This is a genomic window from Pseudomonas sp. G11 (genome assembly GCF_029457515.1).
GTDB lineage: Bacteria > Pseudomonadota > Gammaproteobacteria > Pseudomonadales > Pseudomonadaceae > Aquipseudomonas > Aquipseudomonas gorinensis.
The window spans coordinates 1,851,943-1,867,506 of record NZ_CP120377.1 but is presented as its reverse complement, the minus strand read 5'-3'; the positions used below and the strand labels follow the sequence as shown (position 1 = coordinate 1,867,506).

At 61.4% G+C, this 15,564-nt stretch carries 14 protein-coding genes; 8 read left to right on the top strand and 6 right to left on the bottom strand.

Features of this window, described 5'->3' with window-relative positions; all coding sequences use genetic code 11:
• Positions 1 to 23: 23 nt before the first annotated feature.
• The 4 genes from P2T68_RS08470 to P2T68_RS08455 form a co-directional block, all read right to left on the bottom strand.
• Complete coding sequence (locus tag P2T68_RS08470; RefSeq protein WP_024073932.1) at positions 24 to 1,181, bottom strand: phosphatidylserine/phosphatidylglycerophosphate/cardiolipin synthase family protein; 1,158 nt, start codon at positions 1,179 to 1,181, stop codon at positions 24 to 26.
• 1 nt (position 1,182) lies between these two features.
• Positions 1,183 to 1,773, bottom strand: a complete 591-nt coding sequence (locus P2T68_RS08465; protein ID WP_024073931.1) for a YceI family protein — start codon at positions 1,771 to 1,773, stop codon at positions 1,183 to 1,185.
• Positions 1,774 to 1,872: 99 nt separating this feature from the next.
• Positions 1,873 to 2,187: an amidase gene (locus P2T68_RS08460; protein ID WP_069075424.1), complete on the bottom strand. Its 315-nt coding sequence runs from the start codon at positions 2,185 to 2,187 to the stop codon at positions 1,873 to 1,875.
• Positions 2,184 to 3,266 (bottom strand): serine hydrolase, encoded by a 1,083-nt coding sequence (locus tag P2T68_RS08455; protein ID WP_277379239.1) that lies wholly within the window; start codon positions 3,264 to 3,266, stop codon positions 2,184 to 2,186. The genes P2T68_RS08460 and P2T68_RS08455 overlap by 4 nt, the downstream gene beginning before the upstream one ends.
• A gap of 185 nt (positions 3,267 to 3,451) precedes the next feature.
• Between P2T68_RS08455 and olsB the strand changes: the two genes are divergently transcribed.
• Together olsB and P2T68_RS08445 are read left to right on the top strand one after the other, a co-directional pair.
• Positions 3,452 to 4,207, top strand: a complete 756-nt coding sequence (olsB, locus tag P2T68_RS08450) for an L-ornithine N(alpha)-acyltransferase (RefSeq protein ID WP_024073928.1) — start codon at positions 3,452 to 3,454, stop codon at positions 4,205 to 4,207.
• Positions 4,207 to 4,998 carry a lysophospholipid acyltransferase family protein gene (locus P2T68_RS08445; RefSeq protein WP_041160860.1) on the top strand — a complete coding sequence of 264 codons (792 nt, stop codon included), beginning with the start codon at positions 4,207 to 4,209 and terminating at the stop codon, positions 4,996 to 4,998. Before olsB ends, P2T68_RS08445 begins: the two co-directional genes overlap by 1 nt.
• Positions 4,999 to 5,107: 109 nt before the next feature.
• Here the strand turns inward: P2T68_RS08445 and P2T68_RS08440 are convergent, their stop codons facing one another.
• Positions 5,108 to 5,692: an ACP phosphodiesterase gene (locus P2T68_RS08440; protein ID WP_024073925.1), complete on the bottom strand. Its 585-nt coding sequence runs from the start codon at positions 5,690 to 5,692 to the stop codon at positions 5,108 to 5,110.
• Between the two features lie 154 nt (positions 5,693 to 5,846).
• Between P2T68_RS08440 and P2T68_RS08435 the strand changes: the two genes are divergently transcribed.
• From P2T68_RS08435 to P2T68_RS08425, 3 genes are read left to right on the top strand one after another with little or no spacing between them, the layout of a single operon-like run.
• On the top strand, positions 5,847 to 6,185 hold the full coding sequence (locus P2T68_RS08435; protein WP_024073924.1) for a helix-turn-helix transcriptional regulator: 339 nt from the start codon (positions 5,847 to 5,849) through the stop codon (positions 6,183 to 6,185).
• Between the two features lie 13 nt (positions 6,186 to 6,198).
• Positions 6,199 to 7,365, top strand: coding sequence for an MFS transporter (locus tag P2T68_RS08430; protein ID WP_024073923.1), 1,167 nt, complete (start codon positions 6,199 to 6,201; stop codon positions 7,363 to 7,365).
• Positions 7,366 to 7,393: 28 nt separating this feature from the next.
• Entirely contained in the window at positions 7,394 to 8,449 is a 1,056-nt protein-coding gene (locus P2T68_RS08425; protein ID WP_024073922.1) for an alkene reductase, read from the top strand.
• A gap of 305 nt (positions 8,450 to 8,754) precedes the next feature.
• On the opposite strand, the gene P2T68_RS08420 is transcribed toward P2T68_RS08425, so the two are convergent.
• Complete coding sequence (locus P2T68_RS08420; RefSeq protein WP_024073921.1) at positions 8,755 to 9,387, bottom strand: TetR family transcriptional regulator; 633 nt, start codon at positions 9,385 to 9,387, stop codon at positions 8,755 to 8,757.
• Between the two features lie 287 nt (positions 9,388 to 9,674).
• Between P2T68_RS08420 and P2T68_RS08415 the strand changes: the two genes are divergently transcribed.
• From P2T68_RS08415 to adeC, 3 genes are read left to right on the top strand one after another with little or no spacing between them, the layout of a single operon-like run.
• Positions 9,675 to 10,820, top strand: a complete 1,146-nt coding sequence (locus P2T68_RS08415; RefSeq protein ID WP_024073920.1) for an efflux RND transporter periplasmic adaptor subunit — start codon at positions 9,675 to 9,677, stop codon at positions 10,818 to 10,820.
• Positions 10,821 to 10,823: 3 nt separating this feature from the next.
• Positions 10,824 to 13,985, top strand: a complete 3,162-nt coding sequence (locus P2T68_RS08410; RefSeq protein ID WP_024073919.1) for an efflux RND transporter permease subunit — start codon at positions 10,824 to 10,826, stop codon at positions 13,983 to 13,985.
• Positions 13,982 to 15,439: an AdeC/AdeK/OprM family multidrug efflux complex outer membrane factor gene (gene adeC, locus P2T68_RS08405; protein ID WP_024073918.1), complete on the top strand. Its 1,458-nt coding sequence runs from the start codon at positions 13,982 to 13,984 to the stop codon at positions 15,437 to 15,439. Before P2T68_RS08410 ends, adeC begins: the two co-directional genes overlap by 4 nt.
• Positions 15,440 to 15,564: the final 125 nt, after the last annotated feature.

Here is a 15,564-nt window from a genome sequence, read left to right as displayed (position 1 = left end):
CCCATTTGATCTCAGTGTTCTTGCTAGCCGCGCCGATCCAGCACGTTCACCACCAAGCGATCAATCCAGCCCCACACCCGCTGCTTCACCCGCCGCCACAACGGCCGCGATTTCCACGCTTCCAGGCTCACCGCCTGGCTCTGGGTAAAATCCCGCTCGAAGCTGTCCACCACGTCCCGCGTCAACTCAGGGTCCAACGCTTCCAGGTTGGCTTCCAGGTTGAAGCGCAGGTTCCAGTGGTCGAAATTGCATGAGCCGATGCTGACCCAGTCATCCACCAACACCATCTTCAGGTGCAGGAAGCACGGCTGGTACTCGAATATCTGCACACCCGAGCGCAGCAGGCGCGGGTAATAACGGTGCCCGGCATAGCGTACGGAGGGGTGATCGGTGCGTGGCCCGGTGAGCAGCAGACGCACATCGACCCCGCGTCCCGCCGCTCGGCGCAAGGCACGGCGTACCCCCCAGGTGGGCAGGAAGTACGGGGTGGCCAACCAGATGCGGTGCTTGCCGCTGTTCAAGGCGCGAATCAACGATTGCAGGATGTCGCGGTGCTGGCGCGCATCGGCATACGCCACGCGCCCCAGGCCTGGCCCCGTCGCGGGCACCTTGGGCAGGCGCGGCAAACCGAAATGAGTGGCGGGCTTCCACTCCCGGCGCGCGCTGTTCGCGTGCCATTGCCGGTCGAACAACGCCTGCCAATCCAGCACCAGCGGCCCGCTGATCTGCACCATCACTTCATGCCAGTCAGCGGTGTCTTGCCCTGGGGTCCAGAATTCATCGGTCACGCCCGTGCCGCCGACCACGGCGATTTGCTGGTCGATCAGCAACAGCTTGCGGTGGTCGCGATACAGGTTGCGCATCCAGCGCCGCCAGCTCAAGCGATTGTAAAAGCGCAGTTCCACCCCTGCATCCGTCAAGCGTTTGCGCAACCCGAGGGTAAACGCCAGGCTGCCGTAATCATCAAACAAGCAACGCACCCGCACGCCACGCCCAGCCGCCAACACCAGCGCCTGCACCATGGCTTCGGCGCAGGCCCCGGCTTCCACCAGGTACAGCTCCAGCTCCACCTGACGCTCTGCCCGGGCAATGCCCACCAGCATCTGCGGAAAAAACTGCGGGCCGTCGATCAACAACTCGAACCGGTTGGCGCTGCGCCACGGGAACACTGCGCCGCTCACGTCAGCGCGCCGTAAAGATCAGCACCGCACCCACCGGCACCGACAAACTGATCGACTTGAGCCCAGCCACCTTGCGCAATGCCGCCACACCGGGTGCCAGGTCGAAATCCTCGGCGTGCAACACCAACGGTTCCAGGGTGACCACCTGGAAACGCCGGTCATCCAGGCGCGTGGCCAGCAGCTCGGCGTTGTAGGTCTGGGTCTTGCCATGCAACGTGACGCTCATGGGCAGGCGCAATTCCAATTGCGCGCCAGGGGCCAGGTCATTGATGGGTTGCAGGTTGATCTGCGCACTGATCAGCGCTTCAGGGAAGGTCTTGATCTCGAACAGTTGATTGCGCATGCGCTCATCACGCAGCGGGATGCCACTGTTGACCGATTCCAGCTCCACCTCCAATTGCGCAGCGCCCTTGCTGTCGACCTTGCCGTGCAGCACCAGGAAGCGCTGCACCTCGGCGATCTCGGTGTTTTTGGTGGTGACGAACGACAGGCGTGAGGATTCGTTATCCAGGTACCAGTCGGCATGGGCAGGCACTGCGGCAGCGGCCAGCACGGCGAAGGCCAGGGGTTTGATGACAGACGCGTTGAACATTAAGGACTCGTGGGGCGAAAAACCTGAACGAACCTTAACTGTGCCGCCTGCCGGGCGCAATGTAACTGACACAGCCGCCCCCACATCGGGTATGACGTTTCAGGGGATGAGGCGGCACCCCTGGTGTTCGCCCAACCATCTGGCGGTATGGGTACGCCCCAATCCACTGGCGGTGACTTCACTGCGCTTCGGGTCATCGGTGAACGCACTGATCGGCACGTACTGCTTCACATACCCCCGGCAATACTCGGCTGGATTGTCCGCCACATACCGGCACGAGCAGTACTCCTTGGCCGTATACGCCGCGATGATGTCGGGGAAGGCTTGCAGGTTGACGCGCTCGTGCCAGACCCAGCCCAACAGGGCAAGCAACAGCACGAGAAAAAGGCTGGTGAACGGCCGACGACGAATCATGGTTGCACCGCCGCAAGCACGCGCTTGAGCAGTTCGTTATGGCGATAGCTGCCGTCGCGATCATCGCCATAGCGCACGATCACCAGGTGCTCATCCGGCATCACATACAGCGCCTGCCCCCAGTGCCCGAGGGCGGCGAAGGTATCGGCGGGGGCATCGGGCCAGGGTCGGGCAGCGCCCTGCACTTCGCGATTAAGCCACCAATGGCCGCCGGGGACGGCTTCGTCCTGGCCGGCCTTGTATGGGTCGAAAGGTTTACGGTTGAAAGCAACCCAGTCTTCGGGCAGCAATTGTTGATCGCCCCAGCGGCCGTCGCGCGCCATCAGCAGGCCGACGCGCGCCAGGTCGCGCGCGGTGAGGTAGGCGTAGGACGAGGCGACAAAGGTTTCGTCGGCATCGGTTTCCCAGGTGGCGTTGTGAATACCCAACGGCTTGAACAACGCATCCCCGGGGTAACTCATGTAGGCCTTGTGGCCGAGCATCCCTTTGAGGGCCGCGGACAATAGGTTGCTGTCGCCGCTGGAGTAACGGAAGACCCGGCCCGGTGCACTGGCGGCGTCCATGCCGGCGGTGAATTCCGCCATGTCGGCGCGGCCACGGGTATAGAGCATCGCGACGACCGAGGATTTCAGCGGGGCGAACTCGTAGTCTTCCTGCCAATCCAGGCCCGAGGCCCAGTGCAGCAGGTCGGCCATGCTGACCGTCGGGTGCTGTTTCATTGGCGGATAGAAGCGCGCCACCGGGTCAGTCAACTTGAAGCGTTTTTCGCCATAGGCCACGCCGAGCACCGTCGCCATCAGGCTTTTGCTGACCGACCAGGTCAAGTGCGGCGTGCTCGCGGTGGTGGGTTCGGCGTAGCGCTCATAGACGACTGCGCCATCGCGAATCACCAGCAGCGCGTCGGTTCGAATACCTTGGCGATGGGTGTCGTCACGCGCGGGGAATGCATAGGCATTCAAGGCATCGACAGCAGGACCGGAGAGCGGCGGGGCCTTGGCCCACTCCTTGTCAGGCCAGGTTTCAGCATGGGCAGTAACGGTGACTGACAGCAGGGCAACGCACAACAGGCCTCGGACCATGGACACAAACTCAAGGGGGCGTTCAAGCCCGCGAGCCTAGCCGAGGCCGATGACAGATTGGCGACACGGAGGGCTGTCATCTAAGCGTCACCGGAACTTCATGGAGATGACACCGAGCCTACATAGCCTGAGTTTGGACAAACAAGTCGACCGGCCGAAAGGTGGCTGGCACTCGGAGATTCGCCATGACTCAGATCGCCCGCATCAGCGACACCGGCAATGAACGCCGTCTGCAAGCCGAACGCCTGGTTGGCGCAAAGGCTTTGCAGGAAGCCCAGGCCCTGCGGTTCAACGTGTTCAGCGGCGAATTCAACGCCAAGCTGAAAGGCGCGGAATTGGGGCTGGACATGGATGACTATGATGTTCACTGCAGCCACATCGGCGTGCGGGATTTGAACAGCGGTCGACTGGTCGCCACCACCCGTTTACTCGACCACCAGGCCGCCAGCAGCCTGGGTCGGTTCTACAGCGAAGAAGAATTCAGCCTGCATGGCCTCCTGCATTTACAGGGCCCGATCCTGGAAATCGGTCGCACCTGTGTCGACCCCGCCTACCGCAACGGCGGCACCATCGCCGTGTTATGGGGCGAGTTGGCCGAGGTGCTTAACCAGGGCGGCTACAGCTACCTGATGGGGTGTGCGAGCATCCCGATGCACGACGGCGGCATCCAGGCCCACGCCATCATGCAACGCCTGCGCGAACGCTACCTGTGCAACGAACATCTGCGCGCCGAGCCGAAAAAACCTCTGCCGGCGCTGGATCTGCCGTCCAACGTGATCGCGGAAATGCCGCCGCTGCTCAAGGCCTATATGCGCCTGGGTGCGAAGATCTGCGGCGAGCCGTGCTGGGATGAGGATTTCCAAGTGGCCGACGTGTTTATCCTGCTCAAGCGCGATGAACTGTGCCCGCGTTACGCACGCCACTTCAAGGCGGCCATGTGATGCGCCGCCTGCGCGTGTACGGGCGCATCGCCCGCGTGCTGCTGGTGGTGGCGCTGGGCTTGAGCATGGCCAGTGTGTTTGGTGTGTTCGAGCGCCTGGGCGTGGCTAACTCGATGGTGCGGCGCCAACGTTGGTCGCGGTTCTTTATGGCGCGATTGACCAATGCCCTGCCCTTCCGGGTGACGGTGCACGGCGAGTTGCCGCAGACACCGATGCTGTGGGTGAGCAATCACGTGTCGTGGACCGATATCCCGCTGCTGGGCATGGTCACGCCGATGTCGTTTTTGTCCAAGGCCGAAGTGCGCACCTGGCCGGTGGCCGGCTGGTTGGCGGCGAAGGCCGGTAGCTTATTTATCCGTCGCGGTTCGGGCGACAGCCAGTTGATCCGCAAGCAAATGACCCGCCACCTGGAGCAACAGCACCCGCTGCTTATGTTCCCCGAAGGCACCACCACCGACGGGCGCAGCCTGCGTACCTTTCACGGGCGCTTGCTGGCCAGTGCGATCGATGCCGATGTATCGCTGCAACCGGTGGCGATCCGTTATCTGCGCGACGGGCAAGTGGACCCGCTGGCACCGTTTATTGGCGATGATGATTTGCTCTCGCACCTGATGCGCCTGTTCGGCAATGACCAGGGCGACGTGGAAATCCATGTGCTCAAGCCGATTGCCTGCGCCGGGCAGGAACGCGCGGCGCTGGCGTTCCAGGCGCAGCAGGCGGTGCAGAAGGCGTTGTTTGGGGCCCTGCCGGAAACAGAACAGATTGCGGTTCGGCCGGCCTTCGCGGCCTGAAGCGGGCACGGGCAACAATGTGGGAGGGGGCTTGCCCCCGATGGCAGTGTGTCAGTCAACAGATTCATTGGCTGAACCACCGCTATCGGGGGCAAGCCCCCTCCCACATTTAGATCCCGGTATTCAGTTGGCGTTGTGCGAACGCCTGTAGCTCCGGGTAGAACGCACTGAAGTCTTTGCTCAGCGGCTCATACAGAATCCGCAATTCCTGCATCGCATGCCCCAGCTCATCAGGCTGCGTGAGCCGCCGCGAAATCCCGCGCAACACCGGCTCCATCATCGCGAACTCCCGGTACGAACCGAGCCAATCATCCGCCGCCATAAAGGGTGCAATCTGCGCCAACCGTCCCGGCAATTGCGGTTCGGCCGCGAGCACGCGGTACACCTGCGAGGTGAAGCGCTCCAGGGGCTGCTCGGCATACAGCGCCCAATCCCGCGCCAGGCAATGATCGAAAAACACATCGAGGACGATCCCGGCGTAGCGCCGGCGGGTCAGGCTGAAGCGCGACAACGCCTCGCCGACCAACGGGTGGCTGTCGGTAAAGCGGTCGATCGAGCGATGCAACTGGATCGCCGCTTCGATGGGCGGGCTGAACTGGCCTTGCAGGCGGCCTTTGACAAAGTCGCCATACAGACTGCCCAGCAGTTGAGCAGGAAGTTGGCCGCCCAGGTGCAGATGTGCGAGATAATTCATGGTGCGCAGTCTATCACTGCGACCCACGTATCGTTATAACCCGATATACCGATTCAGTCTTGGCTAAGACCGAAATCATATTGGTATATCGGGATGTATCGATTTAAAGTTCGCTTCATCGCGATATAACGCTTTACGAAACCGAGCAACTGCCATGTCCATTGACCTCGACGAAATAATAAAAGCTCTGGCACACCCAGTACGACGAGACATTCTCACCTGGCTCAAAGACCCGAAAGTGCAGTTCCCCGAGCAACTGCACAACCACGAATACGGTATCTGCGCCGGCCAGATCGACCAGCGTTGCGGCTTGTCCCAGTCCACCGTGTCGGCCCACCTGGCCACCTTGCAACGGGCGGGATTGATCAGCAGCCAGAAGGCCGGGCAGTGGCACTTTTTCAAACGCAACGAGGAAACCATCCAGGCTTTTCTCGCGGCACTCGTTACTGAACTCAGCCCTGAAGTCAGTTCTGAAATGCGCGCACCGCTTTAACAAGGAAACCCAAATGCCCCTCTCGCTCCTCATCCTGGCCCTGAGCGCCTTCGCCATCGGCACCACCGAGTTCGTCATCATGGGCCTGTTGCCCGATGTGGCGGCGGACCTGGGTGTGTCGATTCCCGGTGCCGGCTGGCTGGTCACCGGCTACGCCCTGGGCGTGGCGATCGGCGCACCGTTCATGGCACTGGCGACCGCCAAGCTGCCACGCAAGGCTGCCCTGGTAGCGTTGATGGGCATCTTCATTATCGGCAACCTGCTTTGCGCCCTGGCCAGTGACTACAACGTGCTGATGTTTGCCCGTGTGGTCACCGCGCTGTGCCACGGTGCGTTCTTTGGTATCGGTTCGGTGGTGGCGGCCAACCTGGTGCCGGCCAACAAACGCGCTTCGGCCGTCGCCTTGATGTTCACCGGCCTGACCCTGGCCAACGTACTCGGTGTGCCATTGGGTACCGCCCTGGGCCAGCAAGCCGGCTGGCGCTCGACCTTCTGGGCGGTGACCGTCATTGGCGTGATCGCCTTGATCGGCCTGATCCGCTTCCTGCCGGCCAAGCGGGACGAAGAAAAACTCGACATGCGTGCCGAACTGGCCGCCCTCAAAGGGGCTGGCATCTGGCTGTCGCTGAGCATGACGGCACTGTTCGCCGCGTCGATGTTCACCCTTTTCACTTACGTGGCACCACTGCTTGGTGATGTCACCGGCGTATCGCCCAAGGGCGTGACCTGGACCCTGCTGCTGATCGGCCTGGGCCTCACCGTGGGCAACATCATCGGCGGCAAGCTGGCGGACAAACGCCTGGCGGCCACCCTGATTGGCGTATTCATCAGCATGGCGGTGGTCTCCACCGCACTGACCTGGACCAGCGTCGCCGTGATCCCGACCGAGATCACCCTGTTCCTGTGGGCCACCGCTTCATTTGCCGCCGTACCTGCGCTGCAGATCAACGTGGTGACCTTCGGCAAGGCCGCACCGAACCTGGTGTCCACCCTGAACATCGGCGCCTTCAACATCGGCAACGCCCTCGGCGCCTGGGTCGGCGGCAGCGTGATTGCCCACGGTTTCGGCCTGACCAGCGTGCCCTTGGCGGCTGCGGCCCTGGCGATCCTGGCCCTGCTGGTAACCCTGATTACTTTCCGTCAGAGCGGCGATGCCGACCTGGCCCCTGCGACCAACTGATCAACTTCAAACAGAAGGGTGTTATCCCATGACGACTATTTTCGATCCGATCAAACTGGGCGACCTGGAACTGTCGAACCGCATCATCATGGCGCCGCTGACCCGCTGCCGTGCCGATGCCGGCCGCGTACCCAACGCGCTGATGGCCGAGTACTACGTGCAACGGGCTTCCGCCGGGCTGATCCTCAGCGAAGCCACCTCCGTGACGCCGCTGGGCGTGGGCTACCCGGACACCCCGGGCATCTGGTCCAACGACCAGGTGCGCGGCTGGGCCAATGTGACCAAGGCGGTGCATGGCGCGGGCGGCAAGATCTTCCTGCAACTGTGGCACGTTGGCCGCATCTCCCATGAGTCCTACCTGAACGGTGAGACCCCGGTGGCCCCGAGCGCCATCCAGCCTAAAGGCCACGTCAGCCTGGTGCGCCCACTGGCCGACTACCCGACACCACGCGCGCTGGAAACCGCTGAAATCGCCGACATCGTCGACGCCTATCGCACCGGTGCCGAGAACGCCAAGGCCGCCGGCTTCGACGGCGTGGAAATCCATGGCGCCAACGGCTACCTGCTCGACCAGTTCCTGCAAAGCAGCACCAACAAGCGCACCGATCAATACGGCGGCTCCCTGGAAAACCGCGCACGGCTGTTGCTGGAAGTGACCGATGCCGCCATCGAAGTCTGGGGCCCCGGCCGTGTGGGCGTGCACCTGGCACCCCGCGCCGACGCCCATGACATGGGTGACGACAACTTGGCGGAAACCTTTACCTACGTCGCCAGCGAACTGGGCAAGCGAGGCATCGCCTTTATCTGCTCGCGTGAAAAGGAAGGTGCCGACAGCCTCGGCCCGCAACTGAAAAAAGCCTTCGGCGGCCCCTATATCGCCAACGAACGTTTCACCAAGGACAGCGCTAATGCCTGGCTGGCCTCGGGCAAGGCGGATGCGGTGGCCTTCGGCATACCGTTCATTGCCAACCCGGACCTGCCGGCTCGCCTGAAGGCCGATGCGCCGTTGAACGAAGCGCACCCGGAAACCTTCTACGGCAAAGGGCCAGTTGGTTACATCGACTACCCGACCCTGCCGCTGTAATCGGCCGAAACCTAAGACCAAATGAGGGAGGGGGCTTGCCCCCGATGGCGGTGCGTCAGTCACAGTATGTGTTGACTGAACCACTGCCATCGGGGCAAGCCCCCTCCCTCATTGTTGGCTGCGTGCAGGTTCTGGCTACATTGCTTCACAGAACCGAAACAAAATCGCTACAAAATACTTAGGCGGCTACCTATCAACCGCCCGCCAGCCCGTATATAAAGTCACTCCATCAATCAGGCAGAAGGACGATTGACTGTCCTTAGGCTTTACTGTTGACACAATCTGACGCAATTACACATTTTGTCTTAATTGCGCAGGTTAGGGCTCAGGCGCAGCATATCCAACCCTATGTCGGCCCAACGCTCTGCCTCCTGATGCAACGCGTAGCTGTCAGGCACCAGCAGCCATTGCCAGAGCAGCCCGTCGATGTAGGCATGCAGGCACACTGCCCCTCGGACAGTGTCGAGGTTTTCCGGAAGTTGCCCGCGGTTCACCGCGTTACGCAGTGTCAGGCCGATGCGCAGGTTGCATTCGAGGGTGTGGGTCTGGCGTTGGCGGCGCATGTCACACATTTCATCGGTGAATTCGCACTTATGAAACAAAATCTCATTGATGCGTCGGGTTTTCGGGTCCAGAACCACTTGATGAAACAGATGAATCAGCAACTTGCGCATGCACCCCAACGGGTCAACCTCATCCTCGCTTTCACTGGCGCGCGCCAATTCATCCAGGGGCTCGTGCAGGGTTTCCAGCATCGCCTGCAACAAATCGGCCTTATTGCTGAAATGCCAATAGATGGCGCCCCGCGTCACCCCGGCCAACGCCGCGATATCCGCCAGCGTGGTCCGCGCAACACCGCGCTCGTAAAAGGCATGCTCGGCGGCTTGGAGAATCTGGTTGCGCGTTTCCTGAGCTTCCTCTTTGGTGCGACGAACCATGGCAGTAAAACCTCAATCGGGATACTTGAGACTATCGGTAACGCGGCTTTAATAGGCGGTAACGATCATCTGAATAAATTGTGGGACGACACCGTCATGGGCGCCGAACGTACTAGAATCGAGGCTTTGGGCGTTGCTTTGTCAACATTGCGCGAAACCTGTCAAGAGTTTACAAACAACCATGAACGTAAGTATATTGCGTAGCAAGCTACTTATCTACTCACAACCTGTTTTTTACCCTTCCACACTTCTTGTGCGCACCCTGCGCGCCTGACCCGAGGATCTTCATGCAACTTAAGCCAGCTGTTACCGCTCTGGTCACTGCCGTCGCCCTGGCATCGCTGCTCAGCGGATGTAAAAAGGAAGAGGCGGCTCCGCCCGCTCAAATTCCTCAGGTCGGCGTGGTCACCCTTCAACCGCAAGCCTTCACCCTGACGTCCGAGCTGCCAGGCCGCACCACCGCCTACCGCATCGCGGAAGTTCGCCCTCAGGTCAGTGGCATCATCCTCAAGCGCCTGTTCAAGGAAGGCGGGGATGTGAAAGAAGGCCAGCAGCTTTATCAGATCGATCCCTCGGTCTATGAGGCCACCCTTAAAAGCGCACAAGCCAGCCTGACGCAGACCAAGTCGATCTCGGATCGCTACAAGCAATTGGTCGACGAACAAGCCGTCAGCCGTCAGGAATACGACACCGCTGTCGCCAACCGCATGACCGCCGAAGCAAACGTTCAAACCGCCCAGATCAACGTGCGCTACACCAAGGTGTTCGCGCCGATTTCCGGGCGTATTGGCCGTTCCTCGGTGACCGAGGGCGCGCTGGTCAGCAATGGCCAGGCCGATGCCATGGCCGTGATCCAGCAACTGGACCCGATCTATGTCGACGTCACACAGTCCTCGGCTGAAATGCTGAAACTGCGCCGCGACCTGGAAAGCGGCCAGTTGGAGAAAGCCGGCGCCAACGCCGCCAAGGTCAAACTGACCCTGGAAGACGGCAGCAGCTATGGCCTGGACGGTAAATTGGAGTTCTCCGAAGTGTCGGTCGACCAGACCACCGGCTCGGTGACCCTGCGCGCGGTGTTCCCCAACCCTGACCACACCCTGCTGCCGGGCATGTTCGTACATGCCCAGTTGCAAGCCGGCGTGAACAGCAAGGCCATCCTGGCGCCGCAGCAAGGCGTGACCCGCGACCTCAAGGGCACCCCGACAGCGCTGATCGTCAATGCCGACAACAAGGTCGAGCAACGTGAACTGGTGGCCAACCGTACGACGGGTGCCTACTGGCTGGTGGAAAAAGGCTTGAACGCCGGTGACCGTGTGATCACCGAAGGCCTGCAATTCATCAAGCCGGGCATCGAAGTCAAGGTCAAGGACGCCGGCAACGCCCAGCCCGCTGGCACCGCTGCTCCTGCTGCCGCTGCTGGCAAAGGGGAGTAATCCATGTCGAAATTTTTTATCGACCGTCCCATTTTCGCCTGGGTAATTGCCCTGGTGATCATGCTGGTCGGGGCACTTTCGATCCTGAAGCTGCCCATCAACCAGTACCCGGCCATTGCGCCAACCGCCATCGACATCCAGGTGACTTACCCTGGCGCGTCTGCACAAACCGTGCAAGACACCGTGGTGCAGGTCATCGAACAACAGCTCAACGGTATCGACAACCTGCGTTATGTCGCCTCGGACAGTAACTCCGACGGCAGCATGACCATCACTGCGACGTTCAACCAGGGTACCAACCCGGACATCGCCCAGGTCCAGGTGCAGAACAAGCTGAACCTGGCGACCCCACTGCTGCCGCAAGAAGTGCAGCAACAGGGTATCCGCGTAACCAAGTCAGTGAAGAACTTCCTGATGGTGATCGGCCTGGTGTCGGAAGACGGCAGCATGACCAAGGACGACCTGTCCAACTACATCGTGTCCAACATCCAGGACCCGATTTCCCGGACTGCGGGTGTAGGTGACTTCCAGGTCTTCGGTTCGCAGTACGCCATGCGTATCTGGCTCGACCCGGCCAAGCTGAACAACTACCAGCTCACGCCGGTGGATGTCAGCAACGCCATCCAGGCCCAGAACGTCCAGGTTGCCACTGGCCAATTGGGTGGCCTGCCCGCCCTGCCCGGCACCCAGCTGAACGCCACCATCATCGGCAAGACACGCCTGCAAAGTGCAGATGAGTTCGCCAAGATCCTGATGAAGGTGAACGCCGACGGCTCTCAGGTTCGCCTGGGCGACGTTGCCCGTATCGAACTGGGCGGCCAGAACTACAGCATCAGTGCGCAGTTCAACGGCAAGCCGGCATCCGGCATGGCAATCAAGCTGGCGGCGGGTGCTAACGCCCTGGACACTGGCAAGGCCATCCGCGCCACCGTGGCATCGCTGGAACCGTTCTTCCCGCCTGGCATGAAGGCCGTGGTGCCTTATGACACCACGCCGGTCGTAACCGAGTCGATCTCCGGTGTGGTTGACACCTTGGTCGAAGCGATCGTGCTGGTGTTCCTGGTGATGTTCCTGTTCCTGCAGAACTTCCGCGCCACCATCATCACCACCATGACCGTACCGGTGGTGCTGCTGGGTACCTTCGGGATCCTCGCGGCATTCGGCTTCACCATCAACACCCTGACCATGTTCGGCATGATCCTGGCCATCGGCCTGCTGGTGGACGATGCCATCGTGGTGGTCGAAAACGTCGAGCGGGTCATGGCCGAGGAGCACCTGTCGCCGAAGGAGGCGACGGTCAAATCCATGGGCCAGATCCAGGGCGCCCTGGTGGGTATTGCCCTGGTACTGTCGGCGGTCCTGTTGCCGATGGCGTTCTTCGGCGGCTCCACCGGTGTGATCTACAAACAGTTCTCCATCACCATCGTTTCGGCCATGGCGTTGTCGGTACTGGTTGCCCTGATCTTCACCCCGGCCTTGTGCGCCACCATGCTCAAGCCGATCGATCCGGAAAAACACGGCCAACCCAAGCGCGGCTTTTTTGGCTGGTTCAACCGCACCTTCGATAGCGGCGTACAGAAGTACGAGCGCGGCGTCGGTTCCATGATCAAGCACAAGGTTCCAGCGTTCCTGGTGTATGCGCTGATCCTGCTGGGCATGATCTGGATGTTCACCCGTATCCCAAGTGCGTTCCTGCCCGATGAAGACCAGGGTGTGATCTTTGCCCAGGTGCAGACCCCCGTCGGCTCTTCGGCTGAACGCACACAAAAAGTCATCGACGATATGCGTGCCTTCCTGCTGAACGACAAGGAAGGCGAGCCAGGCGAAGGCAAGGCCGTGAAGTCGGTATTTACCGTAAACGGCTTCAACTTCGCCGGCCGTGGCCAGAGTTCGGGCCTCGCCTTCGTGATGCTCAAGCCGTGGGACGAGCGTGACGCGACCCAGTCGGTGTTTGAAGTGGCCAAGCGTGCCCAGGGCTACTTCTTCGGTGCCTTCAAGGACGCCATGGTATTTGCCATCGTGCCGCCTTCGGTTCTGGAATTGGGTAACGCCACCGGTTTCGACGTGTTCCTGCAAGACCAGGGTGGCGTCGGCCACGACAAGCTGATGGCAGCGCGTAACCAGTTCCTCGGTGCGGCCGCCCAAAGCAAGATCCTCGCAGGCGTGCGTCCCAACGGCGTGAACGATGAGCCGCAGTACGAGCTGAGCGTCGATGACGAGAAAGCCAGTGCCCAGGGCATCAGCCTGGCAGACATCCAGCAGACCTTGGCAATTGCCTTGGGGGGCAGCTACATCAACGACTTCATCGACCGTGGTCGTGTGAAGAAGGTGTATGTACAGGGCGATGCCGCCAGCCGTATGTCCCCGGAAGACCTGGACAAATGGTACGTGCGCAGCACCTCCGGGAAGATGGTGCCGCTGTCGTCCATCTCGTCGGGCAAGTGGATCTTCGGTTCGCCGAAGCTCTCGCGATACAACGGTGTAGCGGCGATGGAAATCCTCGGTACTCCGGCACCGGGCTACAGCACCGGTGACGCGATGGCGGAAGTCGAGCGTATCGCCAAGGACCTGCCAGCGGGTGTTGGTTATTCGTGGACCGGGTTGTCGTATGAAGAACGTTTGTCCGGCTCCCAGGCACCTGCGTTGTACGCCCTGTCGCTGCTGGTAGTGTTCCTGTGCCTCGCGGCACTGTACGAAAGCTGGTCGATCCCGATCGCGGTGATTCTGGTGGTACCGCTGGGTGTCATCGGTGCTCTGATCGCCACCAGCCTGCGCGGCCTGTCCAACGACGTGTTCTTCCAGGTGGGCTTGCTGGTAACGGTGGGCCTGGCGGCGAAAAACGCCATCCTGATCGTGGAGTTCGCCAAGGAACTTCATGAGCAGGGCAAAGGTATCGTCGAGGCTGCCATCGAAGCGTCCCGCATGCGTCTGCGCCCGATTATCATGACGTCCATGGCGTTCATGCTCGGCGTACTGCCGCTGGCCGTGTCCACGGGCGCGGGTTCGGGCAGCCAGCATGCAATCGGTACCGGCGTAATTGGCGGTATGATCACCGCAACTGTGCTCGCGATCTTCTGGGTGCCACTGTTCTTCGCAACCGTGTCCGCTGCTGGCGAGCGTAAAAAGACTGTTACTACTGAAACCCCTAAAGAGGCTGGCCAATGAGCAAGTCGCTACTTTCCCTGGCGGTCACGGCATTCGTGCTCAGTGGCTGCTCGCTGATCCCTGACTACCAGCGCCCCGAAGCGCCGGTGGCAGCTCAGTTCCCACAAGGGCCGGCGTATTCGTCGGCCCAGGCGCCGGGCCAGGCCGCTGCCGAGCAGGGCTGGAAGCAGTTTTTCCATGACCCGGCCCTGCAACAGCTGATCCAGACCGCACTGGTGAACAACCGTGACCTGCGTGTCGCGGCCCTGAACATCGACGCCTATGCCGCGCAGTACCAGATCCAGCGTGCTGATCTGTTCCCCGCTGTGTCGGCTACAGGCAGCGGCAGCCGTTCGCGCACCCCGGCCAAGCTGTCGCAGAGCGGCGAAGCAACTATCGCCAGCCAGTACTCGGCCGGCCTCGGGATCAGTTCCTATGAGCTGGACCTGTTCGGTCGCGTACGCAGCCTGAGCGAAGAAGCCCTGCAAAAGTACTTCGCCACCGAAGAGGCACGGCGCAGTACCCAGATCAGCCTGGTGGCCAGCGTGGCCAACGCCTACCTGACCTGGCAGGCCGACAAGGAACTGCTCAAGCTCACCCAGGACACCCTGGGCGCATACGAGCAGAGCTTCAAGCTCACCTCGCGCAGCAACGAAGTTGGCGTGGCCTCGGCTCTCGACCTGAGCCAGGCGCGGACCTCGGTGGAAAACGCCCGCGTGGCACTGGCACGCTACACCCGCCAGGTGGCCCAGGACGAAAACAGCCTGACCCTGCTGCTGGGCACCGGGCTGCCAGCGAATCTCGCCAGCAAGCCGCTGTCGGATGACCTGCTCAGCGAAGTGCCGGCTGGTTTGCCTTCGGACCTGTTGCAACGTCGTCCCGACATTGTGCAGGCCGAGTACAACCTCAAGGCGGCTAACGCCAATATCGGCGCGGCCCGTGCAGCGTTCTTCCCAAGCATCAGCCTGACCGCCAGCGCCGGTACCGCAAGCCCGACCCTGGGCGGCCTGTTCAAGGGCGGTTCGGGTACCTGGTCGTTTGCTCCGCAGATCAACATCCCGATCTTCAACGCCGGTAGCCTGCGCGCAAGCCTGGACTACTCGAAGATCCAGAAAGAGATCAACGTGGCCAACTACGAGAAGGCGATCCAGACCGGCTTCCAGGAAGTCTCCGACGGCCTCGCCGCACGTGAGACCTACAAGCAGCAACTGGATGCCCAACGCGGCTTCGTCGCGGCCAACCAGGATTACTACCGCCTGGCCGAGCGTCGCTACCGCATCGGTGTCGACAGCAACCTGACGTTCCTCGACGCTCAGCGCCAACTGTTCAGCGCCGAACAATCGCTGATCACCGATCGCCTTGCGCAACTGACCAGCGAGGTCAACCTGTACAAGGCCCTCGGCGGTGGTTGGAACGAGCAGACGGCGAAGAACGAGCCGTTGAAAGAAGAAGCGCCGAAGCTGAAGTTGTTCTGATAGCAGCGCTGTAAAACAAAACCGCTTCCCTCGCAGGAAGCGGTTTTTTTATGCCTGGTCATCGGTGCCTGCTCTGACCGGAATGTTTTGTGGCGAGCGGGCTCAGCACCATAATCGCACTCGTC